Below are 26,031 nucleotides of genomic sequence, written 5' to 3'. Positions count from 1 at the left end.
GGAAATCACCGAAGCGCTCGGGCAAGTCCCGCCACGGTATTCCTGACCGGTATCTGTACAATACCGCATCTACAAACAATCTGTTGTCTTTGGCTGTAACGCCGACGCTGCCTGACCTGCCGGGCAGCAGGTCTTTTATCCGTTCCCATTGGCTGTCTGTCAGTGCGTATCTTTTGGTTGTATTCATGGCTTGGGATTATAGGGTATTGGGTAATTGATGACACGCCCTAACACACCTTGATGCCCCACCCATGCATTCCACCCCCGAAAACGCATCGGGCGGCACGTCCCCGCCCCCATCAAACACCACCCACTCATAACAAGACGGGTCTGCCAACACCGCACGCAGCAGCGCATTGTTCACCGCGTGCCCCGACTTGTAGCCCTCAAACGCCCCGATAATCGGGTGTCCGACAATATACAAATCCCCAATCGCGTCCAAAATCTTGTGGCGGACAAACTCATCGGCATAACGCAAACCGTCCGGATTCAACACCCCCGCATCATCAATCACAATCGCATTGCCCAAATTACCGCCCAAACCCAAATTGTGGGTACGCATCATCTCCACTTCCTGCATAAAGCCAAACGTGCGGGCGCGGGCGATTTCCTCCACATAGTCCTGCTTGGCAAAATCAATTTCAAAAGTCGGCGCGGCAAGATTGAACACGGGGTGGTCAAACGCAATGGTCAGCTTGAGCCTGAAGCCGTTATACGGAACAAAACGCACCCATTTGTCGGGCAAGCGCACCTCAACAGGCTTCACAATGCGGATAAAACGCTTACAACACTGCTGCTCGACAATCCCCGCCTCACGCAGCAGAAACACAAACGGCAGGCTGGAGCCGTCCATAATCGGCACTTCCGGCGCATTCAGCTCAATCAGCACATTGTCCACACCGCAAGCCGCCAATGCCGACATAATATGCTCAATCGTCCCCACCCTTACCCCCGCATCGGTAACCACCGTAGAAGACAAACGGGTATCGTTAATCAAATCGGGGTGCAAGGCAATCGGTTCTGCCGTCAAATCACTGCGGCGGAACACAATGCCGTGATTGTCCGGCGCAGGGAACAGCGTCATGACCACCCGCTCCCCCGAATGCAAACCCACGCCGGTCATTTCCACCGCCCGGCACAAAGTACGTTGTTTCATTCCGGTTTCCTTGATTTCACCACCTGAAGCATCCTACGCCTGTTTTCACCGCCATGCAAGCCCAAAAAAACACCATCATATTGAATAACAATATTTTATTTAGAAAATACACCGTTTTTTCCATCTGGAAAGCCTTATTTTCAAGCCTGTGGATAAACTGTGGATAACTTGTGGATAACTGCAAAGTTATCCACAGGAAGGGCATGACAGCCCAAAGTTATCCACAACTTATCCACAACTTATCCACAAGTTATCCACAGAGTTATCCACAGGTTTTTTTATTTTAAAACAATTCGATAACCGACTTATCCACAGAAAATCGCTTTACTCATCATCATCAACATAAGTTACTAGATATTTATAAGATGAGCGGCAAAAAAATTTTCGCAAAACGCAAAACAGATTTAGTCAAACGCGCCGATTTGTGGGAAAATACGTTTTTCCCTTTTTGATGATTTATGGAGCAGAGCATGAGCGTAAAAGTCGCCATCAACGGTTTTGGCCGCATCGGCCGTTTGGCATTCCGCCGTTTGTTGGAAACCGACGGCATCGAAGTCGTCGCCATCAACGATTTGACGCCTGCCGACATGCTGGTACACCTGCTGAAATACGACACCACGCAGGGACGTTTCAACGGCACGGTACAACTGGGTGAAAACAGCTTTGAAGTAAACGGCAAGGCAGTCAAAGTCTTTGCCGATGCCAATCCGGAAGCACTGCCTTGGGGCGAACTGGGTGTTGATGTGGTGTTGGAATGTACGGGCTTTTTTGCCAGCAAAGACAAAGCCGAAGCCCATATCCGCGCAGGCGCGCGCAAAGTGGTGATTTCCGCACCGGGTGGCGATGATGTGAAAACGGTCGTGTTCAATGTCAATCACGACATTTTGGACGGCAGCGAAACGGTGATTTCCGCCGCTTCCTGCACCACCAATTGCTTGGCACCGATGGCAGACGTGCTGCACAAGCAGTTCGGTGTGGTACAGGGTCTGATGACCACCGTACATGCCTACACCGGCGACCAAAACACCTTGGACGCACCCCACCGCAAAGGCGACAAACGTCGCGCCCGCGCTGCTGCGGAAAACATCATTCCCAACAGCACCGGTGCCGCCAAAGCCATCGGTTTGGTGATTCCCGAGCTGAAGGGCAAATTGGACGGCGCGGCACAACGTGTTCCCGTTGCCACAGGTTCTCTGACCGAGCTGGTCTGCGTGTTGGAAAAAGCTGTGAGCAAAGACGAGGTCAATGCTGCCATGAAAGCGGCTGCAAACGAATCTTTCGGCTATACGGAGGAAGAATTGGTGTCATCAGACATCATCGGCATGGATTTCGGCTCGCTGTTTGATGCCACACAAACGCGGGTGTTGGACGTGGGCGGCAAGCAGTTGGTGAAAACGGTGGCGTGGTACGATAACGAAATGTCGTATGTGTGCCAGTTGGTACGCACTTTGGCGTACTTTGCAGGAAAAATCTGACCTGTGCCGCCGCCTGACGCAACGGGCGGCGGTTTTGCTTGGGACGAAACATGGTGCGGATTTTGGGCATCGACCCCGGCAGCCGTTGTACGGGCTTCGGCATCATCGATTGGCAGGGCAGCGAGCCGTTTTACGTGGCATCGGGGCGCATTACCACTTTGGCGGGCGACGAGCTGGCGGGGCGCATCGGGGTGATTGTGGAACACATCGGCGAAATCATTGATGTTTACCGTCCGCAACAGGCGGCGGTGGAGCAGGTGTTTGTCAATGCCAATCCTGCGGCAACGCTGATGTTGGGTCAGGCACGCGGTGCGGCGGTGGCGGCATTGGTGTTGCGCGGTTTGCCCGTGTACGAATACACGGCATTGCAGGTCAAGCAATCGGTGGTCGGGCGCGGTAAAGCCGCCAAAGCGCAGGTGCAGCACATGGTGGTGCGGATGCTGTCTTTGTCGGCAACGCCGCAGGCAGATGCGGCAGACGGTTTGGCGGTGGCATTGACCCATGCTTTGCGTTTTCACGGCTTGGCGGGGCGTTTGGGCGGTTTGGCAATACGCGGCGGACGTTTAAGCCACACATCTTGACCGTTTTCCATTAAAATGCGCCCATCAAGAAATTTTTCGGAGAAACCGTCTCATGACCGCCCCGTCTTTGATAGAAAAATTTAATCTGCGTCTGCCTGTGGTACAAGCCCCGATGTCGGGCGGGATTACCACACCCGAATTGGTGGCGGCGGTGGGCAAAGCCGGCGCACTCGGCTTCATCGGGGCGGGCGAAATGCCCCCCGATGCCATTTCGGCACACGCCCAAGCGGTGCGCCAACAAACCGACAAACCGTTCGGCATCAACCTGTTCGTCCACAACTTTCGCGAACAGCCCAATCAGATTGCCGACCCGATTCCGCGCTGGCTTGCCGATATCTACCACAAACGCGGCCAGCCCCTGCCCAAACAGCAGCACCCCATGCCCGTGTTTGAAGACCAGTTGGAAACCGTGTTGGCGCTTGCTCCTGCGGTGGCGTCGTTTGCCTTCGGGCTGCTGCAAAGCGAACACATCAAAGCCCTGAAAGAGCGCGGCATTGCCATTGTCGGTACCGCCAACCACGTTGACGAAGCCAAACACTGGGAAGACATCGGTGCCGATGCCGTGTGCGTGCAGGGCAGCGATGCGGGCGGACATCGCGGCGGTTTTACCGAACAATACGTCGCCCAACCGATGGGCTTGCAGCCTTTGATGACCCAATGCCGCCAAAGCGTGCGCATTCCCCTGTGGGCGGCGGGCGGACTGATGACCGGACAAGCCATCGCCACCGCCCAAAACCTCGGTGCGGAAGCCGTACAGATGGGCACGGCGTTTTTAAGCACCCGCGAAGCGGGCATTCCCCGCCAATACCGCAACATGCTGTTTGACACCCGCCGTGCCGTTACCGGACACACCAAACTGTTTACCGGACGCACCGGACGGGTACTCATCAACCGCTTTGTGCGCGAAAACATGATGTACGAACAACACGTCGCCGCCTATCCCCTGCAAAATGCCTACACCCTGCCCCTGCGCCGCGATGCCGAAGAACACGGCGATGCCGAATACATGGCATTGTGGGCGGGGCGCGGTGTCGGATTGTGCCGCGACATGACCGCCGCCCAACTGATTGACGCGCTCGAACAGGAATACTTTGCCGCCATTGGCAAAGAAAGCGCGTAATGTTCCCGATTGTGCGCCTGACGGACAAATGATGGACGACACGCAAATCAGCAAATTTTTAAGCTATGTGTTGCGCCACCGCCCCGACAGCATCGGTTTGACGCCGGACACGCAGGGTTGGGTGCAAGTGGCGGATTTGCTGCGTTTGGCGGCGGCGCACGGCAGGGTGTTCTCCGAAGCCCGTTTGCGCGGGGTGGTCGCTAACAACGACAAGCAGCGTTTTACCCTACAGGGCGGACGCATTCGCGCCGCGCAGGGACATTCTGCACCGCAGATTGCCATCGCCCACCGCGTTTGCGAGCCGCCGCCCGTGTTGTTTCACGGTACGGTGGCGCGTTTTTTGCCGGCGATTCGGGCGCAGGGTTTGCGGGCGGGCACGCGCCATCATGTGCATTTGTCGGACGATTACGATATGGCGGTAAAAGTGGGACAACGGCGCGGCAAAGCCGTGGTGCTGCGCGTTGATGCGGCGGCGATGCGTTCGGCAGGGTATGTTTTCTACCGCGCCGACAACGGCGTGTGGCTTGCCGATGGCGTACCGCCCGATTTTCTGAAGGATTTTCCATGACCCGCAACCAGCAACTTTTTGACCGTGCCAAGCAAATCATTCCGGGCGGCGTAAACTCCCCCGTCCGCGCCTTTGGCAGCGTGGGCGGCACGCCGCGCTTTATCCGCCGCGCCGCAGGCGCGTTTGTGTGGGACGAAGACGGCACGCGTTACACCGATTATGTCGGCTCGTGGGGGCCGGCGATTGTCGGCCACGCCCACCCCGAAGTGATTGAAGCCGTGCGCGAAGCGGCGGCGGGCGGTTTGTCCTTCGGTGCGCCCACCGAAGCGGAAATCGTCATCGCCGAAGAAATCGCCAAAATCGTCCCCGGCGTGGAACGGCTGCGCTTGGTCAGCTCCGGCACAGAAGCCACCATGTCGGCGATTCGTTTGGCACGCGGCTACACGGGGCGCGACAAAATCGTCAAGTTTGAGGGCTGTTATCACGGCCATTCGGACAGCCTGCTGGTGAAAGCGGGAAGCGGACTGCTCACCTTCGGCCATCCCAGTTCCGCAGGCGTACCCGCCGACTTTACCGCCCACACCGCCGTTCTGCCCTACAACGACACCGCCGCGCTGGAAGCCTATTTCGCCGCACAGGGCGCACAAACCGCCTGCGTGATTTGGGAACCGATTGCGGGGAATATGAATTTGGTGAAACCGTCCGCCGAATTTGTGCAAACGCTGCGCCGCCTCACCGCCGAACACGGCGCGGTATTGATTTATGACGAAGTGATGACGGGTTTCCGCGCCGCTTTGGGCGGAGCGCAGTCGCTGCACGGCATCACGCCCGATTTGACCACAATGGGAAAAGTCATCGGCGGCGGCATGCCTTTGGCGGCATTCGGCGGCAAACGCGAAATCATGGAATGCATTTCCCCGCTCGGCGGCGTGTATCAGGCAGGCACGCTGTCGGGCAATCCGGTAGCGGTGGCGGCGGGTTTGAAAACGCTGCAAATCATTCAGCGCGAAGGTTTTTATGAAAACCTTGCCGACTTGTGTGCCCGTTTGACGCAGGGTTTGACGCAGGCAGCCGCCGAAGCGGGTGTGCCGTTTTGTGCGGATTTTGTCGGCGGCATGTTCGGGCTGTATTTTGCCGAACAAATCCCGCAAAGTTATGCCGATATGACGGCATCAAACACCGATGCCTTCAAAACCTTTTTCCACGGCATGCTGGCGCGGGGCGTGGCATTCGGGCCCTCCGCCTACGAAGCCTGCTTTATGTCGGCAGCGCACACGCCCGAGCTGATTGACGACACCGTAGCCGCCGCAAAAAGCGTGTTTGCCCGAATGGCATAAACAAAAAATACCGACAGCCTTGAAAACTGTCGGTATTTTTATGCTTGCCTGTGGGCGGAAACCTTATTCGCCTTTGGCTTTGGCAACCTTACGGCCGCGATACATGCCGTTGGGCGAAATGTGGTGCGGACGGTGTACCTCGCCGGTGGCGGGGTCGATGGACAATGCCGGTGCGGTCAAAGCATCGTGCGAACGGTGCATACCGCGCCGCGAAGGGGATTTTTTGTTTTGTTGAACAGCCATTTCAAGCTCCTGAAAAAATGAAAAATTAATCCGTCTTTTGCAAACCTGCCAGCACCGCAAACGGATTGGGACGCCGCAAAGCGTCTGCAAAACGGCCGTTTTGGCAATCTTCACCGTGTTTGGGCGAAAAAGGCAAAGCCATCAGCAACTGGTCTTCCAGCAGCGTGTACACGTCCGTTTCGTCTGCCGCAACCATGCCTTCCAGCGTTTCATCGGCAAGCATCGCGCAATCCAGTGCCTGCTCATCGGCAAACAGCACAATCCGCACGTTTTCGTCCACCACAAAATCCATCGGCTGCATGCAGCGTTGGCAATACACAGGCAGCGTGCCGTGCAAATGCAGTTGCAAAAACGGGCGTTGCAGCGCGTCCGTACCGCCTTGCAGACTGTACGCCAGCGTTGCCGACAAATCCGCCAAATCGGGCGAATGCGTCCGTTCGTGCAAATCTGCGGGCGACACCGTGCCGCCGATGCGTTCTTTCTGCCGCGCAAAAGTGTGCGGGTCAATCAAAATACGGTTTGACATAAACCCGACATGATATAATTTTGTGCTTTTGCAGTCAATATTTTTCAGGAGTTTTGCAGATGGCGGCAACCGCTTTGCCTGTGGTTTTGGCATCAACTTCAACGTTTCGGCGCAAGCAATTGCAAACATGGGGCTTGCCGTTTGAATGCGCTGCCCCCGAATATGACGAAACCCCGCTTGCGGGCGAGGCGGCAGCCGGTACCGCACGGCGTTTGGCGGCGGGCAAAGCCCGTTCTTTGGCGGCGCGTTTTCCCGCCTGCCTGATTATCGGTGCGGACCAAGTGGCATGGAGCGGCGGGCGGCAATTGGGCAAACCCATGACCCCCGAACGGGCGCAAACCATGCTGGAAAGCCTGTCCGGACAAAGCATCGTCTTTTACAGTGCCGTGTGCCTGCTCAACACGGCGACGGGGCGTTTGCACGAACACACCGACACCACCGTGGTGCAGATGCGCCGCTTCGACCGTGCCACCGTTGCCCGCTACCTGCAGCGCGAACCCGATGCCATGTATTGCGCCGGCGGCGCAAAAAGCGAGGCGCTGGGTTCGGCACTAATCGAACGCATCGACAGCAGCGACCCCAACGCCCTGATAGGCTTGCCCCTGCTGCGCTTGGCGGATTTTTTGGCAGCAGAAGGCGTGTGCATCGTATAGACGGTTTAATCGGCAATCCGGCTCAACTTCACCGCGATTTCGTCAAACTCCGCCACGTGCTTGCCCTGCAAATACGGGCGCAGCAGCGTTAAAGTTTGATAGATGCCGCGTTTTTTCGCCGCATGGGTGATTTTGGCGCGCCCCTGCATCGAGCTGTCGAAATCAAACCAGTATTTGGTCAGCAGCCACATATTGATTGCCAAATCCTGCTTGCCGCGCTCATCGATGGCAATCATGCCCGAATCCTGCATCTGCGTCAGCAGCTTGACCAAAAGCGGCGACACACGGGTGCGGGTAAAATCGTTGTGCTGCCCCAAAAGCTCGCTGCTGCGTACCAGCAGGGTATTGACATCGCTGAATAAAAAGCGGTATTCCCACATAATTTCATACACGCCTTTCATGTATTCCACCGCTTGGGCGACATTCACCGGCAAAGACGCGGTGTTCAGATAGTCCAAAACCGCCTGACTGTAGCGCTGGAACAATTGCACGATGATTTCGTCTTTATTGGCAAAATGGTAATACAGATTGCCCGGACTGATGCCCAAATGGGTGGCAATGTGGTTGGTGCTGGTGTTGCGCTCGCCGTGTTCGTTGAACAATTGCAAGCTCGCATCGATGATGCGGATATAGGTGTTGGTGCGGCGTTGCTCTTTCATAAGCCTTTCCTTTCGAAATTGAAACCAAAAATTTTGGAAAACGCTGCCGCAGCAAAAGCTGCGGTATGGCCGTTTTGGGGGCGTTATTTTAGCAGCTTTTGTTTTTGTTCTGAAAGTCCACTCTATATGCCGATAAATCTAATTGATAATAATTTTTATTGTGTTTATAATGCCGAGCCATCGTGGCGGCGGGAAACGGAACGCGCCATCATCGGGGCATGGCGGAGCGGCTTGGCGCGCCAATCCGCCAAATGTCGGGCAAAAATGCAGACAAATCCAATGTTTACTTTTTACAGGCATGTGTACGCCGCATTGGCGGACGGGCGCATACAAACGCGCCGCCATGCCTGATGGTGGTACGGAGGTTTCTGCCGTCATGCGGTTGCGTGTGCGGCACGCCGTACACGCAAGGTTTGACGGGCAGCAATGCCCGATTAACGGCACACGCACCGCGTTTTGTGCCGCCGTGCGTGTGCAGCACAACAAGGAACTTGGTATGAAGAAGTTAAATTTAAACATTCTGCTGGTGAGCAGCCTGCTGGCACTGTCGGCATGCAGCACTACCGGAGACGGACGGCTGAATGCAAACGACAAACAGGAGGTCATTAACGCAGCGAAAAAACAAACGGAAGCGGCAAAAACCGCAGCCGAAGCGGCAGCAGCCAAAGTGCATGAAGCGCAAAAAGCCGTTGAAGCGGCAACGGCGAAAGCCGAAGCGATGACGCGTGAAGCGGAAGCTGCGAAGACCGCCGCCGAAACCGCAAAAGCCGGTGCCGAAGCAATGAAACGCGAAGCGGAAAAAGCCAAAACCGCCGCCGAAACCGCCAAGCGCGAAGCCGAAGCAATGAAGCGCGAAGCGGAAGCCGCCAAACGCGAAGTGGCAGAACGGGCAAGCAGCAACCTTGCCGATGTTGCCGCCAAAGCCAAACAGGCGCAAGAGGCTGCAAAAGATGCTCAAGAAGCAGCCAAAGAAGCCAAACGCTTGGCAGACAAAGCTAAAATTGAAGCTGACAACGCCGTAAAAGCCAAAAGTTTAGCGGAAGAAGCTCAAAAAGCTGCCAAAACTGCCGAAGTTGCAGCCAAAAAAGCGCAGGAAGAAGCGACAAAAGCCAAAAACCAAGCAGATTTAGCAGCAACTGAAGCAAAACTGGCGGCTGCACAAGCAAAAGCCAATGGCAACGGAGTAACTCCGAAGCCCGAAGAGCCGAAAGCTCCGAAGCCTGAAGAGCCGAAAGCTCCGAAGCCTGAAGAGCCGAAAGCTCCGAAGCCTGAAGAGCCGAAAGCTCCGAATAAGCCCGAAGAGCCGAAAACTCCGAATAAGCCCGAAGAGCCGAAAACTCCGAATAAGCCTGAAGAGCCGAAAGTTCCGAATAAGCCCGAAGAGCCGAAAACTCCGAATAAGCCCGAAGAGCCGAAAGCTCCGAAGCCTGATACTTCGAATGGCGGTGGCACATCTACCGCACCCGGCGCACCGGCAACCCGCACGGAACGGCTTGTTTCAGAGTTGAAAAAAACCTTTGTCGAGACACCTGCTGGTACTGCCCCAGATGCCACGAAGCTGCAAGGTGGCGTATTTGCCGTTACCCATGCCAACCATGAAACTGCTGCCAAGCCTGTAGATTCCAGTCGTATCGACAGAATCAAGATTGGTGATAAAACAATCCGTTTGTTGGGTAATGACGATGCTGGTGTTACCGGCAGGAAAGTATACGCGAGGGATATCACGTCCGGCAAACATACCGGCAACGGTTTTATCGGACGGGGTAAACTGGGTGAAAACGAAGGTTCCGTGCGTTGGGGGGTGTACAGCGATAACGGCGTAGGCACCTTGTTTGTACAAGGTAAGGAAACGCCTGTGGCGGAACTGCCGAGCCTGAAGTACAACTATGCCGGTGATTCGACAACAACGTATAAAGGTAGTGGCGAGTATCGTAATCCATTCTCTTTCGACCCTAACGACAAATCTGCACGTGCCGTTGTGGATTTTGCCAACAAACGCTTGGATGTCAGCATCAAGCCACAGTTGGATTGGAAAGATGCAGACAATCCTGACCTGCCGAAAGTGTTGGAATTTGGTGCAGACATCAAAGGCAATACCTTCTACGGTGATGAGAAAGGCATCATCAGCCAAGGCGGGTTCTTCGGTAAAAATGCCGCAACGGCTGTGGGTGTCTTCTTTGGCAAGGAGGGTGAGAAGTATGACGGTTGGAACGGTGCATTTGGCGTGCATCAGGGAGACCAAGTACAATAAGCCCGATTCCGTGCATGAGCGTGTGCTTGATGCACCGCCCCGTGCGCGGCAACATCGTGTATAATCAGCCCGCTTCAGGCTGAAACGCCAGCAACGGCTGTCGGCAACCCCGACAGCCGTTTTTGTACCCCGGCAGTTCGTATTGGGTGCGTCATCGTTTGACCGAAAAACACCGTGCCGTCATGCCCGCGCAGGCAGGAATCCAAGTCGAAGCACCGCAAACCGTGATAAAACATCACTTGCCAAACATCGGGCAGTGGATTCCCGCCTGCGCGGGCATGACGGTATTTTTATGTTGCACTGATGTTCAGCAAGAAAGTTAATTGATGACGCGCCATAGCAGGCATGGGGTTGTGCTTGATGTGCAGCCCTGTGCGTTGAAACATTGAGAAAGGAAAGACCATGATACACTCTGTTCCTCCGTCTGCTCCAAGCCCAATCATGCAAACCGAAAACATTATCCGACACATTGTCGGCTGGTTGGGTGATTATGCCCGCGATGCCCGCGCCGCAGGTTTTGTGGTGGGCATTTCCGGCGGGGTGGATTCGGCGGTGGTGTCTGCCTTGTGCGCCCGCACGGGTTTGACCACGCTGTGTTTGGATTTGCCCATCCGCCAGCACCCCGACCAACTCGCCCGCGCCCGCGCCCACATCGCCGCGTTGCTCCGGGATTTCGCCAATGTGGAAAGTTTGGGCGTGGATTTGACCGCGAGCTTTGAAACGTTCGAGCGCACCGCCGCTTATGCCGAACATCCGCACAATCCTTTGGCATTGGCAAATGTCCGCGCCCGTTTGCGTATGACCACGCTGTATTATTACGCGCAAACGCACGGTTTGCTGGTGGCGGGAACGGGCAATAAGGTGGAGGATTTCGGGGTCGGGTTTTTTACCAAATACGGCGACGGCGGGGTGGACGTCAGCCCGATTGCCGATTTGCTCAAAACGCAAGTGTATGTGTTGGCGGAAGCCTTGGGGGTGTCTGCCGAAATCCGTCAAGCCGCGCCTACCGATGGTTTGTGGGACGCGGAGCGCACCGATGAGGCGCAAATGGGCGCGACTTATCCCGAATTGGAATGGGCGATGGCGCAAGCCGAAGCGGGCAGGGGTGCCGATGCGTTTGAGGGGCGGCAACGGGAGGTGATGGCGATTTACTTGCGCTTGAATCGTGCGGCGCAGCACAAAATCCGTCCGATTCCCGTCTGCCGTATTCCGCCCGAGTATTTGGGCGTGAATTCAAGGTAAACAGCCGTCATGCCTGTGAATGCGGGCATGACGGCGTTGTGTTTTTTCGATTAATTGATGACACGCCCTACGCGGGAATGACGGTGCAACGGTTGTTCATTCAATTGATGGCATATCCTAATATGCTTGCGGCGTTTATTTGATTTTGAAGTGAAGCCAACTGACGTCGTTCCAGCGCAGGTTTTTGTGAATCGGTGCGTTGGTGAAAATCGGGGGCATGTGGTCGCCCACCACGATGACTTCCACGCCGCGCATTTCGGGGCGGTCGGTCAGTTCTGCCAAGCCGTCAAAAAATTGGGCGTTCAGGCGCATGTTGTTGCAGATGTCGCCTTCAAACAGTTGGTGTTGGCGGCAGTCCAAGCGCGGTTGGTGCATGTCGGATTCGGCATAGGGCGAGTGTGAGGTGAGGGTCAGCCAGTAGAAGAAGGTTTTGCCCTGCGGGTTTTGTTTGAATGCGTTGGCTACTTGGTCGTACAGGTGGCGGTCGCAGGTGCCGTTGAAGGCGTAGCAGCGCGGTTTGTCGGCAAGGTCTTCGACAAACAGGGTTTGGGCAAAGCCTGCTTTGGTATACCAGTTGTGGCGGTCGTACAGGCGGCTGCTGGCGCCGTGCATGGCGATGGTGCGGTAGCCTTGTTGTTTGAGGGTGTTGGGCAGGCAGCCGGCAAATTCGGCAGGGTCGGTTTTGTGGAAGGCGTAACCGCCTTCGGTGGTCAGGCGGCACAGTTCGCGCAGTTCGCCTTGTACGGTTGCGCCGCCGAAATCGAAGTAGCCTTCGCGGATAAATTCGAGTTTGTCTTGGCGGTCGTAAATTTTTTGCAGTACGGCGCGTTGCACGGACGCTTCCCGTGCCACGCCCCATGATTCGGCAACGATAAACAGGATTTTGTCGCTTGCGGGCTGCAGCAGTTGTTTGGAAGCGTGGTCTTGGTGGGCGGCGATGGGTTTGAGTTCGGGCAGTTGGCGCATTGCGGTGAGGAAGTTGTTGCCGTGATGTTCGTGATACAGGGCGGTTTGGCTGTTGGCAATGAAGTAGTGGTCGCGGGCGAAGTATTCGGCAGGCACGATGCGGTAGGTGGCAGAACGCACCGGCCAGCCGCACACGGCGAGCAGTACGCAGTAAAACCACACGCTTTTGTGGGGGACGTGCCGTCCGATGCGTGCCAGCAGCCACGGCATCGCCGCCATGTATGCCAGCACCAGTGCGACCATCACGATAAAGCGCATGGGGGCTTTGGGCAGGAAGGGCAGCAGATAGACGGTTGCCGCCAAGTCCAAAAAGGGGAAGAGCTGCATCAGCAGCATGGCGCAGTCAATCAGCAGGCAGTAGGCAAACAGAATGGCGCCCGCTATCCGCAATCCGCGTTTGGGCATGACCATCAGTGCGGATACTGCCAGATAGTCCAAATTGATGATGGGGCGTGCCAGATTCATCAGGGTACAGATGCCCCAAAACAGCAGGTTGGGCAGCAGAATGAAGCCCAATGCCCGCCACAGGTTGCGCCATACGAACGGGTTTTCGAGAATGTTGATTTTGATGTCTTTGCTCAGCCAGTGTTGCGGCATGTCGGTTCCTTCGTCATATTGCTTGGGGGGAGGCGGTTGTTATCCTGTTTTGCCGTCGCAACGGGGGCGCAGCAGCCATGTCAGGTAGCGCGACAGGTACAGCAGCAGGGCGCAGGCAAACAGGGCGGCAGACAGGCGTATGGTATGCAGGTAGGCGTTGCCGCCCAGCCATGTTGCCGCCACGCGCAACAGGGCGGCTGCCGTCATCAGTATGAAGGCCTGCGGCATGGGGCGCGGTGCGGGGTAAAGGGGGCGTCCGGTATGCCCCAAAGCGGTGCGCGTCATCATGCTTAAGGTCAGCAAGCCGATGCCGCCCACCGCAATCAGGTGTGTTCCCGCGCCGGTGTGCGGGGCGGCGGCAGTCAGGGCAACGCCTGCCGCCGTCATGGCGTAGCCGGCAAACAGTGTCCACAATAGCGGTTCGCGCCAAACGTCCTTGTGCCACCACCGCCGCAATTGCCATGCCGCAATTGCCGCGAAGCCCGTACCCGTCAAGCGTGCAAGCAAGGTTTGTTCCAGCGATAGGGACAGCCCCGCCAGCAAGGGCAGCAGCATGGCGGCTTGGTTCTGCCAAGAAGCGGCGGCTTGCGTGCCGCCCAAGCGCCGTGCGGTAAAAAACGGAATCACCCGCGACCCCATCAAGCCGATGAAGCCCGCCACCGTCATCAGCCCCGCCCTCATCGTACTGCCCGGCGGCAGGCCCGCGTGAAACGCCGTGTGCGTTGCCGCAAACAGTGCCAGTGCCGCCACGGTAAAATAATTGCGGCGGTTGCGGCAGTGCCAAACCGGCTTGCCCAAGCTGTATAATGCCAACGCGAAAAATATCGTACCGGCAACGCCCGACCATAGCGCACCCTGCGGCAGCAACGCTGCCGTCCGCGCCGTTAGCCACGCCGCCGCCAATGCCATCAGCAGCTTGCCGCGCACCGGCGGTTGTCCCGTCCAGCTTGCCGATGCCGTCAGCAAAAAACCGACCACCACTGCCGCCGCATATCCCCAAATCATCTCATGCGCGTGCCAATACACACCGGGCAGCGACACCGTACCGCGAAAGCCGAAGCCCCACAACAACACCGCCACCGCACCCCAACCCGCCGCCAACAAATAAAACGGACGGAACGCCATCGCCCACACAGCATGTGTCGGGTGCCACAACATCACACAGCCCCTTTCGACAACGGCAGCACCGTCCGCATTTCACCACATCTCACCGCAAACCTTCCATCAATCAGTTCAATATCAAAATACACCGTCATTCCCGGTCAATTGATAACACACCCTAACGGTAAAACAGCCAATACAGCCACGCCATAACAAACGGCGCACTGCACACGCCCCGCACAAAACCGCGCCAACTGCGCGCCTGATTAAAATAACGCTGCCCCACCCGCCTGTGCCAGCCCACCGTACGTTTGACCGTACGAATCACCCGCCCTTTGCCGCAGCGCAGCCACACCATATCGCCGTCGCCGCCACTGTCGGCACACGGAATCTGATAACGCCCGAGCGCGTCTTTCAACTGGGAACGGATTTCCGCCCAGTCGCCGGGGCGGATAACGATTTCATATTGCAGAACATAGGGGTGGGGCAGACGCACACCCGTTTTTTGTTTTTCCGCCAGCCACGTTTCCGGATAAAAACGGTTGCAGTATGCCAGCAAAGTTTTGAAAGGCATCGAACGGTTGGTAAACACGCACAACGAAGCCCGCCCTTGCGGGGGCATGGCTTGGGCGGCGGGCGGCGGCGGGGGAGCAGACATGGTTTTCCTTATGGCGCATCACCGTGCAATGATACGCCCGAATCGCACAATTGACACTAAAATTTGCGCCGGTAAAACTCGCTGTGCAGATAAAGCTGCTTGCCTTCGCGCAGCAGCACCAAACACACCGCCGCCAAAGGCAGTGCCACCAGCATGCCGACAAATCCGAACAGGCTGCCGAACGCCATCAGCGAAAAAATCACCCAAAACGGCGACAAACCGATGCGGTCGCCGACAATTTTCGGCGTGATGAAAAAACTCTCCAAAAACTGCCCCACCGCAAACACCGCCCACACCGACAACAAGCCCTGCCACGATGCAAATTGCAGCAATGCCGCCAATGTTGCCAACAGCAAGCCGGTAAACGCCCCCAAATACGGCACAAACACCAAAATCCCCGCCACCATGCCGATGGCAAAGCCCGACTCCAGCCCCGTCAGCTTCAGCCCGAAGCCGTAAAGCAAGCCCATAATCACCATCACCGTCAGTTGTCCGCGCAGAAATTCGCCCAATACCGTATCCATATTGCCGGCAATGCGGTTGTACACCGCCAAATAGCGGCGCGGAATCATGGTGCGCACCCCGTTTTCCCAGCGCGTCCAGTCCAGCAAAAAATAATACAGCAGCAAAGGCAGCAGCACGATGTTGCCCAGCCAGCCCGCCAAAGATGTGCCTTGCTGCATCAATACGGGCATGGCACGCTGCAAAGTGTGCTGAATGTTTTGCGTATTGTCGCGCAGCCATGCGGTAATCGTGGCATTGTCCAAAGCGATGTGTTCGCCAAAACGCGCGTTCACCCAAGGCAATATGGTGTTTTGCACATAATCCACCAGCAGGGGAATGCGCGAGATGATGTTTTGCAACTGCTTGAGCAGCATCGGCACAATCACCAGCAGCAGGGCAACCAGCAGCATAAAAGTAAACGCCATCACCCACAACGATGCGCGGCTGCGGCTGATGCCGTGTTTTTCCAAACGCCCGACCAAAGGATTGAGAATATACGCCAGCACCGCCGCCGTAACAAAGGGCATCAACACATCGTTGAGCAGGTGGAAAAGCTGTGCCAGCACAAACAACACCGCCAACAGCACCAGCCAAGGCAGCCAAGGTTTTCTACGGTTGGGAAGGTACATGGGGATTTTTCCGATTTTGCAATAAAAGACTATTGTAGCGCAAACCGATGTCTGCCAGTCAAAATATCCCCGCCAAACCCTGATGTTTGGCGGGGAGCGAGATGGGGGAGCGTGCGCTTAGAAGCGGTAGGAAACGCCCGTGCTGAAGCTGTTGCCTTTGAGCTTGGCGCGTTCGCCGGCATCGTCTTTTTTGGTGAGCAGACGGCTGTGCATGTATTCTGCGCCCACTTCCACATTGGGTGCCACTTGGTAGCGTGCGCCCAAGCCTACGCCGATGCCGTTGGCAGTATCAATGCCGCTTGCTTTGCTGTCTTTCAAACGGGTGTGGATGTAATCTACTTTGGCATAGGGCATCAGGTCGGAGGTAACGCGGTAGCCTTGCGTGTAGCCAACGCTAAGGCGTTGTTTTTCTTTTACGTTGGCGGCACTGCCGTCTTCGGCGGTGTAGTCCAACGCTTTCGAGCCGAGCAACTTGGCTTTCGCGCCGACTTCACCAATCAGATTGCTGTCGCCGTATTCAAAACCGTAGCCGCCGGTAAGCACCACGTCTTTGGTGCTTTTGGCGGAAACGTTTTCGCTGTCGGCAACCGAATATTTGGTTGTGCCGACTTCCGTGCCGAACAAGCCGCCGGTAAAACTTTTGCCTTCGGGTGCGGCAAAAGCCGATGCACTCATCAAAGCACCCAATGCCAATACGGTCATTTTTTTCATGATACCAATTCCTTCAAAAAAGAGGTTGTGAAAACGCATCTGTTTGCGCGATGGAAGCCATTATGACAGATTTCCGTGTGAAAATCCGTTGTCCTGTGTAAAAAAATCTGCCGGTGTTTTGCCGTCGTGCCGTAAAAAATCTTCCGCCGTGATGCCCGTGCGCTTGGGTATTTGCCGTCTGATTTGGTCAATCAAAGCCTTATGCTGCGGCTTGGTTTTTTGTGCGGCTGGGAACAACGCTGCGGCAAGCGCATCAGTGTGTCCCATGGTCAAGTCGAACATCATCGGCACAGGTGTTGCGATTTTGTTACAGCTCCGCCATGTAATACAAACAAAGTCGGACGCTTTTTCAAATTCGGCAATTCGGGCAAATTGCGCCATTGCCGTATGCTTTGGCTGATAATCTGCTGCTGCGGCGAAGTCAGCTCGGTGGCGGTACACAGCAGCGTATCGTCATCGAGCAGTGCCACCGCATCGGTCAGCACAGCCTGATTGCGATACGGCGTTTCGATAAACAACTGGGTTTCGTTTTCCGTGCGCGAGCGTTGTTGAAGCTGCTTGAGACGCTTCGCCCTGCCTTCGGCATCGGCAGGCAAATAGCCCTTGAAAGCAAAACATTGCCCGTTTGCCCCCGAAGCCATCAGTGCCAGCATGATGCTGGAAGGCCCGACCAAAGGGCAAACATCAAAGCCCCGTGCATGAGCCAATGCCACCAAATCCGCGCCGGGGTCGGCAACGGCGGGGCAACCCGCTTCACTGACCAAGCCCAAATCCCGTCCCTCGTGCAAAGGGCGCAACAAATCCGGCAAAGCATCGGCAGGGGTATGCCCGTTCAGTAGCGACAAACTCAATGCCCGCACCGGCGTACGAATGCCCAAGTGCCGCAAACAGGCACGGGCGGTTTTTGCGTCTTCCACCACAAAATCGGTCAAATGCGCGATTTGTGCGGCTTCATGCGGCAGCAAACAGGGCGTATCGGGCGCGGCAAGCGGCGTGGGAATCAGAAAAAGTTTCGGCATATCGGCAGCCTTCAACACAAACGGGCATGGCAAACAGCAAATGCCCGACAGACAACAAAAGGTTTCACGTGAAACATCACCAACAAACATCAAAACCCAGCCGTAATTTCCGCACAAGCAAAAAGCCTGCTGCCTGATTTTTTCTCAAGCAGTGAGGAAACTGCCCGTACGGAAATAACGACCCTGCGGCTTCGCAGCCAAATAGCGATTAAAAAGTTTTCTGAATAAAAATATAAGCATCACGCGTATCATACGACTGGGTGGTCAGATTGCTTTTGTTTTTCTGATAATTCACCACCAAGCGCGGCATAAAGCCTTTAAACTGCCAAGTCGGATTGAATACTTGCGCGTTTACCGAATAAATGTGATTGGTGCGCCGCAAGCCAAACCAATAAGGCGCCTGATTGCGTACCCGAGATGCCCCGACTGTTAAATCGGTGTAGAAACTTTTCGGCCACTCCTGACGCCAGCCCAAATTCACCCCCACAGTTTTATTGGCATTGGTTTTGTCTTTGGCATTGAGCAAGCTCCAATGTGCGCCCAATTGCCAATTTTGCTTGCTGTTGGGCTGATAACTCAGCGATGCATGGACAAAATGGCGTGAAGCATCGGAAGTTCGCGCCACAATGGGATTATCGTATTTGACATAAGAAGGCTGATACATCAAATCGTATTGAAAACGGGTATTGAGCCAATGCCACACCCGAAAACGAACACCGTATTCGTCTGAATAGGGCAACATCCGTCCTTCTTTGCGCCTTCCTTCGCCCCGCGCATTCCACGCCTTGCGCCAAAACGGCTGGACTTCCGCCTGATGGCGCGGCGTTTCGTAGAGCCAGCCCAAACCCACATTGGTATCGATGCGGCTGTATTTTTTCAGATTCAAATAATGGTCGAAATCCAAGCCCGTATTCAAGCGCAAAGCATGATAACGCAAAGGCAGATGCCAACGTTTTTGCGCGTTCAGCCCGAGACGGTAGCCGTAGCCGCGCTGTGCGGTTTCGGCATTGGAAAACGTTGCGCCGCCGGGCAAACGGTAATACACGGTATGGCGGGGCGCCTGATTCACATTGCTGTTGTTGAGCAACTGAAACTGCAAATCAAACTGCCATTTTTGACGCTGCTGGATTTGCATAATCCAACGGTCGGCTTCTTTTTCATGGTTTAGGGTGAGGTTCGGCGTGGCACGGAATTTTTCAAATTCGCGCTGCGCCGCATCAGGCTCGCCATTGTGGAACAATGCCTGTGCCAATTGAAAACGCAATAGGGACTGCTGCGGAAATTTGTCCAGCAATTTGCGGTATTGCTGCACGGTGCGCTGCCAGTCGCTGCCGATGTTTAGAATAATGTCTGCCCAATCCAGCAGCGAATCATCGCGCTTGTCGGCAGACACGCGGGTGCGGTATTCGTTGGCAAGAAAGCGCACGGCATTTTGATTGGCGCGGGCAATGTCGTAGGGGTTTACCGATACCACCAGTGCGCGTTCCAATTGCTGCTGTTCGCTTTCGGAAAGCATGGACGGCGCTTGTGCGGTTTTGCCCAACGGTTTGCCCGGCAGGGTGGTGTTGTCGGCGGCGGGCAATACAGATGCCCATGCCAGCAGCCATGCTGCCATGCTTGTCCGAACAATGTTTTTTATCATGGCGGGAGTTCCTTTGTGGAAATTGCTGCGGAATATTTAAAAAAGCCCGATAACGGCAGGTGTGCCGATACCGGGCGATTGCTTAAAAAGCTACATTAGGATTAGTTTCCGCGAGTGCCTGTATTGCTTGTGCCTGCTGCGGGGCCACCGGCAGCTTGAATGTCAGATGCCCAATAGTTTTTCGGACCTTTGGGATTCGGAGACACTACATTCGGGCTGCCAACAGGTGTGGTGGTGTTTACCGCGCCAAACGACAAGCCCCATTGCACTTTTTCAGGCTCTTTGCTGACAATGGTACCGCCCATTTCTTCGCCGTTCTGACCAAACAGGGTTGCATTGAAGATGCCTTCGCTGTTGTTTTTGGTCAAATTCACAGCAGTGCCGGCAATGTTACCGTTGTTTGCCAACGTACCTGCAAATTCAACCAATCTCGCTTGCACAAATTCGTCTGTTGCTTGCGGGAAATAACCGTTTTTCGCCAAAACCCAGTTATTGTACACGCTGCCTTGAACTTCTTTGGTTTGCAAATCCACATCGGCATGGAAATGGTTGCCGCTAATCAAGTGCGGTTGCACGGTACCGCCCAAAGCATTGGGAACACGCATCGGCTTGGAGCTGGTGTATTCGTTGTCCAAACCATAGGCTACAGCATGACCGTCATAAGTCATTTTGCTGGTGCCGTAAACTTTGGGCATGGCAGCCAATTGGTTGGCTGTCGTGTTGTTTGTACCGCGTGCAAAATAGTGGTTTTCGGTACCGGGCTGACCGTAGAAACCGTAAGGCGCGATTTTAACGTTTTTGTCCAAACCGTTTAAGAAGGCGTCCAGTTCACGTCCACTGATTTGCGAGGTAACACGACCGTATTGCACATATTGCAATGACACACCGTCCAGCACAGATACTTCGTCCATCAAAGGCAGGTTTTTGGCATCATGACTTGGCGCCTGAATGGCACCCGTACCCTTATTAGCTTTATGCACTTCGGGAGAGCCATCTGGTCCTACTTTTGTAAAGGTAGTATTGGCACCGTATACTTCAAGAGAAGTACCGTCTCGGGTGAGAGCAACTGTTGCAAATGGTACTACTTCGATGATGTCGCGTGATTCAGGATTCAATCTTATTACAGGTGTATTCTGCTTCAGACCACTGTTGATGTCAATGTAGAACGGTGAATTTTCGGTGTATACCAAAGCCTCAGCTTTGAAATCTGGTGTAGCCGGCAGACCTTTCTCTGTGGTTTTGGTTTCCAATACCAGTTCTTCTTCAACTTTTGTGCGCGTTGCAAAACTGGGGGCATTGCGGTTGTTTGCCACCAATTCAAGCAGTGCTTCATTTACAGTAACCTTGTGGTTGGTACGCATGTCATCTGTTATTTCCCCAACTTTATCTGCTTTTCTCAAGTCCATGTCTTGAAGATACAGGGAATATTTTGTGTCGCCAACTTTGGTATTGGCAGCCACAAACGTATCACGCTCGGGGTGAATGTTTTGCTCGGGCATCACCACGGCAGTGTTGGATTCGTTGTTGGCGGGCTTGGCCTTGCCGTCCAAAATCAAATCGGATTGGACTTTTTGCGTATGGTGGTAGCCCACATGGGAACTGCCCTTGTTGGAAGGGGTGCTGGTTACGGCGATGCTTTTGTTGGCATCGTCTTGTTTCATGCGTTTTGCCACCAGTTCTTGGGTGCCCGCCGCGATGATGTCCAGCGCTTTCACCGCATCGGCGGCGCGCTTGGCATAGTCGGCTGCCACACCGGCGTTTTCCGCGTTTTCGGCTTTGGCTTTGGCTGCTGCGGCTGCTGCGGCTTGTGCGGCAGAGTTGGCTGCGGCTTGCGCGGCTTGTATTTGCTTCAATGCGTCTTTGGCGCTGGCAAGGTCTTCTTTTTTGGCAGCATCGGCGTTAGCGGCAATGGCGCTTTCTTGCGCTTGTTCGGCAGCTTTGGCGGCGTTGAATGCTTTTACGGATTGGTCTTCTTTGGCAGTGGGTGCGGGCACAACGGGCGTGGTCGGCGTGGTGTTGGCGCTGCTCTTGACGCTGGGGGAGTCGTCTCCGCCACTGCTGCCGCAGGCAGACAGAATCAGGGCTGCAATGGTGGTGCCGCCCACTTTTACGAAATTCGGAATTTTCATTTGATTAATCCTTTACAGGCAAAGGTTTGGTAAGGAAGAAGTTTTGTGCTGGCAGAAAGTGTGTTTGCCCTTTATTTCACCGGTTAAAAATGCTGGGCAGACTCTCTGAGGATATCCTGTCGGCGATTGTAATTTCATTGGTGTATCACGTCAAGCCTTGTGAAGAAAGTTTTGGAAATGTCAAGAATCTTTTTTGGGCTTAGGGGGGTCAGTTTGTTGATTATTAATGAATTTATTTTTTGTTTTGTTGTGGTGTTTGTGTTATGGGGCGTTGTTTGGCAGAAATAAAGCGCCGCACAGTACGCTCAGGCAAAAGACGTTTCCTTGTCTTCCTTCAACAACTGTTTGAGTAGTGCCAAAGTCATGGGCTTGCCCGAAAGAATCGAATAATTTGCCAAGTCGTCAAACATTTGCAGCAGGCTGTCCATGTCTTGCTGCCAATGTTCGAGCAAATACGGATAAATGCGCGGGTCGATGTTCAAACAGCGTACATGCGCCATATTGGTCAGGGCGTCAATTTTTTCTTGGAAACTGAGGGCTTTTACTTCGTAAGGCAGGCAATATGCCACGCGGGTGCGCAAGTCTTCGCGCAAATTCAAACGGCTGGGGTGCAGGTCGGAGCTGAGCAGCAGGTGTCCTTGTCGGGAGTTGCGAAAGCGGTTGAATACGTTGAATAAGACTGCTTGCTCGCGGCTGCGCAGTTTTTCGATTTGGTCGATGGCGATGTAGCGGGCTTCGGCGATAAAGGATTCGGTCAGGGTGTAGGCTGCGGCGTCGATGTAAACGGCTTCGTGTCCGTTTTGCAGCGCTTGCCCGACCCATGCTTGCAAAATGTGGCTTTTGCCCGAACCGCGTTCGCCCCACAGGTAGATGAACTGGTCGTATTCTTGCTGCAAAATATAAATCAACTCGGCATTCGCGGTGCCGAGCAGTTTGTCGAAACGCGGGTAGATGGGTTCGGCGAAATCCAGGCTGAGTTGGTTCACGGGCGGGTCGGCATGGGCGGAGTGGATGGGTACGGACACGGATTGTAATGGTTGGCGTGCCGTCTGTATAGGGTTGGTGCTTGGAAAACTGCGCCGCCGCTTTGCCGATAAAGGTGTTTTTTACGCACGGTGGCACAATTTTACCCGATGCAACGCGGGTTTACACGGGCGCGGGCTATAGTTGGCGGGGTGTTTGGCTTAAGTAATCGTTAAGGAAATCATCATGCAACGAGCAGGTGCTTTGGTATTGTCTTTGTTTATCGGTATGAATTTTGCCGCCGCCGCCGATGCTGTGCGCCATGGGGGCGAGTACCGCCGCGTGCGGGGCGATGAGGCTTTGCCGCGCGGGTTTGACAAGCTGGATTTGTCGGCGGCGCAAAAGGCGCAAATACGGGCGATTGTCCGCGCCGACCAAGAAACGCGCCAATCGCCCGAAAGTGTGCGGGCGCAGCGCGAGGCTTTGCGGCGGAAGATGCAGTCGTGGCGCGAACAGGAACGCCGTTTGTTGGGCAACCGCCGGTTTGACGAGGAAGCGGCGCAACGTTTGATTGCGGAGCGTCATCAGGAGCGTTTGGCTTGGCAACGGCAGCAGCATGAGTTGAGGATGTTGAAAAAACGCCACGCGATTTTTCAGGTTTTGACGCCGGAACAGCAGCGCCGTTACCGCGAAATGCAGTATGGAAAATAGGGAAAACACGCGGGTTTTTAAGTATTTGTTCGTTTTCAAGCCTGTGTGTCGGGCGCGGGGGCGGGCGGTGCGCCGCTCGGGCGGACGGGTGTGTGTGCGCTTGAGCGTTTTCAAACAGTTGCATCGGTTTGCGCTATAATGGCGGCTTTATCCTTTTGCGAAAGACCAAGCAATGTCCGCCAGCAGCACCCAAACCATTCTCGAACACCGCGATACGCCGCGCCATGTGGCCGTGATTATGGACGGTAACGGACGTTGGGCGAAAAAGCGTTTTTTGCCCCGCGTGATGGGACACCGACAAGGCTTGGAGGCTTTGGAGGAGATGTGCCGCGTATGCGCGCAGTCGGGGGTGGAATACCTGACGGTGTTTGCTTTTTCTACGGAAAATTGGCGTCGTCCGCAGGAGGAAGTGTCGTTTTTGATGGATTTGTTTCTCAATGCGCTCAATAAGCGTGTCCACAAGATGCACGAAAGCGGTTTGCGCCTGAAAATCATCGGCGACCGCAGCCGTTTCAGTGAGGCCATCCGGCAGGGCATCGATGAGGCGGAGGCGCTGACGGCAGGCAATACGGGGCTGACGCTGACGATTGCGGCGGATTACGGCGGACGTTGGGACATTCTTCAGGCTGTGAATGCGCTGCTGCGCGAGGGCAAGGCGGAAGTCGGGGAGGCGGATTTGGCGGCGCGGCTGATGCTCGGCGGTGTGCCGGAGCCGGATTTGTTCATCCGTACGGGCGGGGAAACGCGCATCAGTAATTTTATGTTGTGGCAGATGGCTTATTCGGAGTTTTATTTTACCGATGCGCTGTGGCCGGATTTTGACGAGGCGCATATTTTGGCTGCGTTCGCTTCGTTCCGCCGGCGCGAACGGCGTTTCGGGCGCACTTCGGAGCAGCTTCCGCCCGAACAGCAGCGTCCTTGAATGTGTCTTTGGCGCAATGATGCGCCGTTCATGATTTTTCTTTTTTCGCGCCACGGAAATACCGCCCATGTCCTACCGCCGTCCCGAACCGCGCCGTCCTGCCGACCGCGCCGCCGCTCCCGACCAGTACCGCCGCCCCCTGCAACGCTTGCTGCCGGCTTCGGCTGCGGTGTTTTTCGGGGCATCGATGGTGTTGCCGTTTCAGGACGACCGACCGGGCTTGTGGGCGGTGTTTACAGTGTTGGGGCACCCTGGCGAAATTCTGTATTGGCTGTTTCCGCTTTGTACGCTGGCGTTTGTGCCGGTGGTGTTCCGTTTGCACGAGGTGCGGCTGCCGATTTTCAAGGCGCTGCTGGTGGGGGTGCTGATGCTGTGTGCGGTGGTGAATCTGTATTTCGACCGCAACGGCATCAATGTGGGCGTGGGCGTGGCGTTTTGGCTGGCATCGGGCTATATGCTGTTTGCGGCGGCAATGCGTTGGCGTTATCCGCGCGGGGGCTTGAAAACCGGTTTGACTTCGCTGGTTTTGGCGGTGGTGTTGAGCATCTGGATGCAGGACGTGTATCAGGGCGGCAACGGCGGGCATATTTGGAAAGGCGGTCAAAAGCCCGATGATTCGATGCTGCCTTCCGTGCAAACCGCCGCCGAGCCTGCCGCCGCCGCACCCGCATCGCGCAGTGCCGAAACCGCCGCCAGCCTCAACGCCCTCAACCGCCATGTTTTGGTTTCGGTAAACCGCGACCGCAACCTGTACAACCCTTGGGCGGAAAAAAACGCCGAAGCCACCTGCGAAACCGCCGTGCGCCGCGACTATCCCGTCATGCTGCCGCCGCGCTTTGCCGAAGACGGCTACGAATGGCGCAACTACCAGCACAGCGACGCCGCCTGCAACACCCTGCTGTATGTCGGCACGCCCGGCTTGTCCAAAAAACCCGATTTGGACTACCGCGTGGCACAAGACCACCGCAGCAACGTTTACCTGCTGCTGGTTAATAAAAAAGGCGAAGAGCTGTTCAAACACACCTTCACCCCCGACACCGGCGGCGTAACCGACACCGCCTACACCGACATACTCAACCAAGGCTTTGCCAAAATGGTTGACAACCCCACCCCCAACCAACTGCTTGACGGCGAATACGTCTTTGCCAAAGCCGCCATGCCGCAGCAAGGCGACACCCTGATGCGCGGCTGCGCGTGGAAACCTGTCGGCAGCAACGGCAACACCTTCCAATGGGGCACGGGGCGCATCAACTGGCGCGGACAATCACTGATTCGCCCCGAAAACTTCTGCTCCAAAACCCATGTCGGCGTGGCGCACCTGTCGCGCCACCCGCAAGCGCACCTGACCGGCAACGCCATCGACAACCGCCTGTACATCAAACTGTTTCGCGGTGCCGATTTGAAGCCCTTGGAATGCGGCGCCGTTTCCCTGCCTTTGGACGGCAGCGATGCCGAAGCATGGCAGGCAGGACAACTGCAAGCCGAAAGCATCGACATCCACCCCGCACAAACAGACGGCTGCATCGGCATCAAAGTCAAACTGAATGACGGACGCACGCTCGGCAGCCCCTAGAACGTGCCATCATTTGGACTTTTCTACTGAAAATCCGTCATGCCCGCGAATGCTGGCATCCACTGCCTGATGTTTGTGAAGCAAGCGTAGCTTGGGTTGAAACGAAGTGAAAACCCAACATTTTTCCGAAAATTTATGGATTTTGTCGGGTTTGC

26 protein-coding genes are annotated in these 26,031 nt (G+C 55.5%); 11 read left to right on the top strand and 15 right to left on the bottom strand.

Annotated features, from left to right (window positions below):
- Both G392_RS13335 and lpxC read right to left on the bottom strand, forming a co-directional pair.
- Positions 1-187: transposase (locus tag G392_RS13335; RefSeq protein ID WP_156900839.1), on the bottom strand; the 187-nt coding region annotated here is incomplete at its 3' end.
- A gap of 9 nt (positions 188-196) precedes the next feature.
- The gene (lpxC, locus tag G392_RS12505) at positions 197-1,156 is read right to left on the bottom strand and encodes a UDP-3-O-acyl-N-acetylglucosamine deacetylase (protein ID WP_051255647.1); all 960 of its coding nucleotides are present in this window, start codon (positions 1,154-1,156) and stop codon (positions 197-199) included.
- A 470-nt stretch (positions 1,157-1,626) separates the two neighbouring features.
- On the opposite strand from lpxC, the gene gap reads away from it, so the two are divergent.
- Genes gap through hemL form a run of 5 tightly spaced genes read left to right on the top strand, consistent with a single transcriptional unit; the run spans position 1,627 to position 6,177 of the window.
- Positions 1,627-2,631: a type I glyceraldehyde-3-phosphate dehydrogenase gene (gap, locus tag G392_RS0108160; protein WP_027009852.1), complete on the top strand. Its 1,005-nt coding sequence runs from the start codon at positions 1,627-1,629 to the stop codon at positions 2,629-2,631.
- 50 nt (positions 2,632-2,681) lie between these two features.
- A complete protein-coding gene (gene ruvC, locus G392_RS0108155) occupies positions 2,682-3,212 on the top strand; it encodes a crossover junction endodeoxyribonuclease RuvC (RefSeq protein WP_034334815.1) in 531 nt (176 codons plus the stop codon).
- Between the two features lie 52 nt (positions 3,213-3,264).
- On the top strand, positions 3,265-4,332 hold the full coding sequence (locus G392_RS0108150) for an NAD(P)H-dependent flavin oxidoreductase (protein ID WP_027009850.1): 1,068 nt from the start codon (positions 3,265-3,267) through the stop codon (positions 4,330-4,332).
- A complete protein-coding gene (locus tag G392_RS0108145; RefSeq protein WP_342663307.1) occupies positions 4,304-4,900 on the top strand; it encodes an RNA 2'-phosphotransferase in 597 nt (198 codons plus the stop codon). Before G392_RS0108150 ends, G392_RS0108145 begins: the two co-directional genes overlap by 29 nt.
- The gene (gene hemL / locus G392_RS0108140) at positions 4,897-6,177 is read left to right on the top strand and encodes a glutamate-1-semialdehyde 2,1-aminomutase (RefSeq protein ID WP_027009848.1); all 1,281 of its coding nucleotides are present in this window, start codon (positions 4,897-4,899) and stop codon (positions 6,175-6,177) included. Before G392_RS0108145 ends, hemL begins: the two co-directional genes overlap by 4 nt.
- A gap of 63 nt (positions 6,178-6,240) precedes the next feature.
- On the opposite strand, the gene rpmF is transcribed toward hemL, so the two are convergent.
- Together rpmF and G392_RS0108130 are read right to left on the bottom strand one after the other, a co-directional pair.
- Positions 6,241-6,420, bottom strand: a complete 180-nt coding sequence (rpmF, locus tag G392_RS0108135) for a 50S ribosomal protein L32 (protein ID WP_027009847.1) — start codon at positions 6,418-6,420, stop codon at positions 6,241-6,243.
- 25 nt (positions 6,421-6,445) lie between these two features.
- Positions 6,446-6,946 (bottom strand): YceD family protein, encoded by a 501-nt coding sequence (locus G392_RS0108130; RefSeq protein WP_027009846.1) that lies wholly within the window; start codon positions 6,944-6,946, stop codon positions 6,446-6,448.
- Between the two features lie 59 nt (positions 6,947-7,005).
- On the opposite strand from G392_RS0108130, the gene G392_RS0108125 reads away from it, so the two are divergent.
- Positions 7,006-7,599, top strand: a complete 594-nt coding sequence (locus G392_RS0108125) for a Maf family protein (RefSeq protein ID WP_027009845.1) — start codon at positions 7,006-7,008, stop codon at positions 7,597-7,599.
- A 5-nt stretch (positions 7,600-7,604) separates the two neighbouring features.
- On the opposite strand, the gene G392_RS0108120 is transcribed toward G392_RS0108125, so the two are convergent.
- Complete coding sequence (locus tag G392_RS0108120) at positions 7,605-8,258, bottom strand: TetR/AcrR family transcriptional regulator (protein WP_027009844.1); 654 nt, start codon at positions 8,256-8,258, stop codon at positions 7,605-7,607.
- 496 nt (positions 8,259-8,754) lie between these two features.
- Here G392_RS0108120 and G392_RS14080 point away from each other — a divergent pair, with 496 nt between their 5' ends.
- Positions 8,755-10,509, top strand: coding sequence for a transferrin-binding protein-like solute binding protein (locus tag G392_RS14080; protein ID WP_156900856.1), 1,755 nt, complete (start codon positions 8,755-8,757; stop codon positions 10,507-10,509).
- Between the two features lie 441 nt (positions 10,510-10,950).
- Positions 10,951-11,751 carry an NAD(+) synthase gene (gene nadE / locus G392_RS0108105; RefSeq protein WP_027009843.1) on the top strand — a complete coding sequence of 267 codons (801 nt, stop codon included), beginning with the start codon at positions 10,951-10,953 and terminating at the stop codon, positions 11,749-11,751.
- A gap of 135 nt (positions 11,752-11,886) precedes the next feature.
- Here nadE and G392_RS14075 read toward each other — a convergent pair whose 3' ends face one another.
- The 10 genes from G392_RS14075 to G392_RS0108050 form a co-directional block, all read right to left on the bottom strand.
- Positions 11,887-13,314: a sulfatase-like hydrolase/transferase gene (locus G392_RS14075; RefSeq protein WP_051255645.1), complete on the bottom strand. Its 1,428-nt coding sequence runs from the start codon at positions 13,312-13,314 to the stop codon at positions 11,887-11,889.
- A gap of 39 nt (positions 13,315-13,353) precedes the next feature.
- A complete protein-coding gene (locus G392_RS0108095; protein WP_027009841.1) occupies positions 13,354-14,472 on the bottom strand; it encodes an NnrS family protein in 1,119 nt (372 codons plus the stop codon).
- 121 nt (positions 14,473-14,593) lie between these two features.
- Positions 14,594-15,073 carry a hypothetical protein gene (locus G392_RS0108085; protein ID WP_027009840.1) on the bottom strand — a complete coding sequence of 160 codons (480 nt, stop codon included), beginning with the start codon at positions 15,071-15,073 and terminating at the stop codon, positions 14,594-14,596.
- Between the two features lie 56 nt (positions 15,074-15,129).
- Positions 15,130-16,206, bottom strand: a complete 1,077-nt coding sequence (locus G392_RS0108080) for an AI-2E family transporter (protein WP_027009839.1) — start codon at positions 16,204-16,206, stop codon at positions 15,130-15,132.
- 117 nt (positions 16,207-16,323) lie between these two features.
- Positions 16,324-16,917 carry a porin family protein gene (locus G392_RS0108075; protein ID WP_034334810.1) on the bottom strand — a complete coding sequence of 198 codons (594 nt, stop codon included), beginning with the start codon at positions 16,915-16,917 and terminating at the stop codon, positions 16,324-16,326.
- A gap of 60 nt (positions 16,918-16,977) precedes the next feature.
- The gene (locus G392_RS14070; protein ID WP_027009837.1) at positions 16,978-17,208 is read right to left on the bottom strand and encodes a hypothetical protein; all 231 of its coding nucleotides are present in this window, start codon (positions 17,206-17,208) and stop codon (positions 16,978-16,980) included.
- Complete coding sequence (locus G392_RS0108065; RefSeq protein ID WP_027009836.1) at positions 17,199-17,936, bottom strand: SAM-dependent methyltransferase; 738 nt, start codon at positions 17,934-17,936, stop codon at positions 17,199-17,201. Before G392_RS0108065 ends, G392_RS14070 begins: the two co-directional genes overlap by 10 nt.
- Before the next feature lie 208 nt (positions 17,937-18,144).
- Positions 18,145-19,578, bottom strand: a complete 1,434-nt coding sequence (locus tag G392_RS0108060) for a surface lipoprotein assembly modifier (protein ID WP_027009835.1) — start codon at positions 19,576-19,578, stop codon at positions 18,145-18,147.
- 101 nt (positions 19,579-19,679) lie between these two features.
- A complete protein-coding gene (locus G392_RS0108055; protein ID WP_027009834.1) occupies positions 19,680-21,707 on the bottom strand; it encodes a transferrin-binding protein-like solute binding protein in 2,028 nt (675 codons plus the stop codon).
- A gap of 305 nt (positions 21,708-22,012) precedes the next feature.
- Complete coding sequence (locus G392_RS0108050; protein ID WP_027009833.1) at positions 22,013-22,693, bottom strand: HdaA/DnaA family protein; 681 nt, start codon at positions 22,691-22,693, stop codon at positions 22,013-22,015.
- 223 nt (positions 22,694-22,916) lie between these two features.
- Here G392_RS0108050 and G392_RS0108045 point away from each other — a divergent pair, with 223 nt between their 5' ends.
- The 3 genes from G392_RS0108045 to G392_RS0108035 all read left to right on the top strand — a co-directional run bounded on the left by G392_RS0108045 (position 22,917) and on the right by G392_RS0108035 (position 25,876).
- A complete protein-coding gene (locus G392_RS0108045) occupies positions 22,917-23,381 on the top strand; it encodes a Spy/CpxP family protein refolding chaperone (RefSeq protein ID WP_084165955.1) in 465 nt (154 codons plus the stop codon).
- Between the two features lie 172 nt (positions 23,382-23,553).
- Positions 23,554-24,303: a polyprenyl diphosphate synthase gene (gene uppS / locus G392_RS0108040; RefSeq protein WP_027009831.1), complete on the top strand. Its 750-nt coding sequence runs from the start codon at positions 23,554-23,556 to the stop codon at positions 24,301-24,303.
- A 67-nt stretch (positions 24,304-24,370) separates the two neighbouring features.
- On the top strand, positions 24,371-25,876 hold the full coding sequence (locus G392_RS0108035; protein WP_027009830.1) for a hypothetical protein: 1,506 nt from the start codon (positions 24,371-24,373) through the stop codon (positions 25,874-25,876).
- The last annotated feature ends 155 nt before the right edge of the window (positions 25,877-26,031 follow it).

Source organism: Conchiformibius kuhniae DSM 17694, from assembly GCF_000428785.1.
In the GTDB taxonomy this organism is placed as follows: Bacteria; Pseudomonadota; Gammaproteobacteria; order Burkholderiales; family Neisseriaceae; genus Conchiformibius; species Conchiformibius kuhniae.
This window is presented reverse-complemented; position numbering and strand designations above follow the sequence as displayed.

Bases quoted from the DNA above. Each gene is read 5' to 3' on its own strand.
- G392_RS0108125 (WP_027009845.1), top strand. From the start codon at position 7,006: ATGGCGGCAACCGCTTTGCCTGTGGTTTTGGCATCAACTTCAACGTTT.
- G392_RS0108055 (WP_027009834.1), bottom strand. From the start codon at position 21,707: ATGAAAATTCCGAATTTCGTAAAAGTGGGCGGCACCACCATTGCAGCC.
- G392_RS14075 (WP_051255645.1), bottom strand. From the start codon at position 13,314: ATGCCGCAACACTGGCTGAGCAAAGACATCAAAATCAACATTCTCGAA.
- rpmF (WP_027009847.1), bottom strand. From the start codon at position 6,420: ATGGCTGTTCAACAAAACAAAAAATCCCCTTCGCGGCGCGGTATGCAC.
- G392_RS0108065 (WP_027009836.1), bottom strand. From the start codon at position 17,936: ATGCCGAAACTTTTTCTGATTCCCACGCCGCTTGCCGCGCCCGATACG.
- lpxC (WP_051255647.1), bottom strand. From the start codon at position 1,156: ATGAAACAACGTACTTTGTGCCGGGCGGTGGAAATGACCGGCGTGGGT.
- G392_RS0108045 (WP_084165955.1), top strand. From the start codon at position 22,917: ATGCAACGAGCAGGTGCTTTGGTATTGTCTTTGTTTATCGGTATGAAT.
- G392_RS0108150 (WP_027009850.1), top strand. From the start codon at position 3,265: ATGACCGCCCCGTCTTTGATAGAAAAATTTAATCTGCGTCTGCCTGTG.
- ruvC (WP_034334815.1), top strand. From the start codon at position 2,682: ATGGTGCGGATTTTGGGCATCGACCCCGGCAGCCGTTGTACGGGCTTC.
- G392_RS0108120 (WP_027009844.1), bottom strand. From the start codon at position 8,258: ATGAAAGAGCAACGCCGCACCAACACCTATATCCGCATCATCGATGCG.
- G392_RS0108095 (WP_027009841.1), bottom strand. From the start codon at position 14,472: ATGTTGTGGCACCCGACACATGCTGTGTGGGCGATGGCGTTCCGTCCG.
- hemL (WP_027009848.1), top strand. From the start codon at position 4,897: ATGACCCGCAACCAGCAACTTTTTGACCGTGCCAAGCAAATCATTCCG.
- nadE (WP_027009843.1), top strand. From the start codon at position 10,951: ATGCAAACCGAAAACATTATCCGACACATTGTCGGCTGGTTGGGTGAT.
- G392_RS0108085 (WP_027009840.1), bottom strand. From the start codon at position 15,073: ATGTCTGCTCCCCCGCCGCCGCCCGCCGCCCAAGCCATGCCCCCGCAA.
- G392_RS14080 (WP_156900856.1), top strand. From the start codon at position 8,755: ATGAAGAAGTTAAATTTAAACATTCTGCTGGTGAGCAGCCTGCTGGCA.
- G392_RS0108035 (WP_027009830.1), top strand. From the start codon at position 24,371: ATGTCCTACCGCCGTCCCGAACCGCGCCGTCCTGCCGACCGCGCCGCC.
- uppS (WP_027009831.1), top strand. From the start codon at position 23,554: ATGTCCGCCAGCAGCACCCAAACCATTCTCGAACACCGCGATACGCCG.
- G392_RS0108130 (WP_027009846.1), bottom strand. From the start codon at position 6,946: ATGTCAAACCGTATTTTGATTGACCCGCACACTTTTGCGCGGCAGAAA.
- G392_RS0108060 (WP_027009835.1), bottom strand. From the start codon at position 19,578: ATGATAAAAAACATTGTTCGGACAAGCATGGCAGCATGGCTGCTGGCA.
- G392_RS0108075 (WP_034334810.1), bottom strand. From the start codon at position 16,917: ATGAAAAAAATGACCGTATTGGCATTGGGTGCTTTGATGAGTGCATCG.
- gap (WP_027009852.1), top strand. From the start codon at position 1,627: ATGAGCGTAAAAGTCGCCATCAACGGTTTTGGCCGCATCGGCCGTTTG.
- G392_RS0108080 (WP_027009839.1), bottom strand. From the start codon at position 16,206: ATGTACCTTCCCAACCGTAGAAAACCTTGGCTGCCTTGGCTGGTGCTG.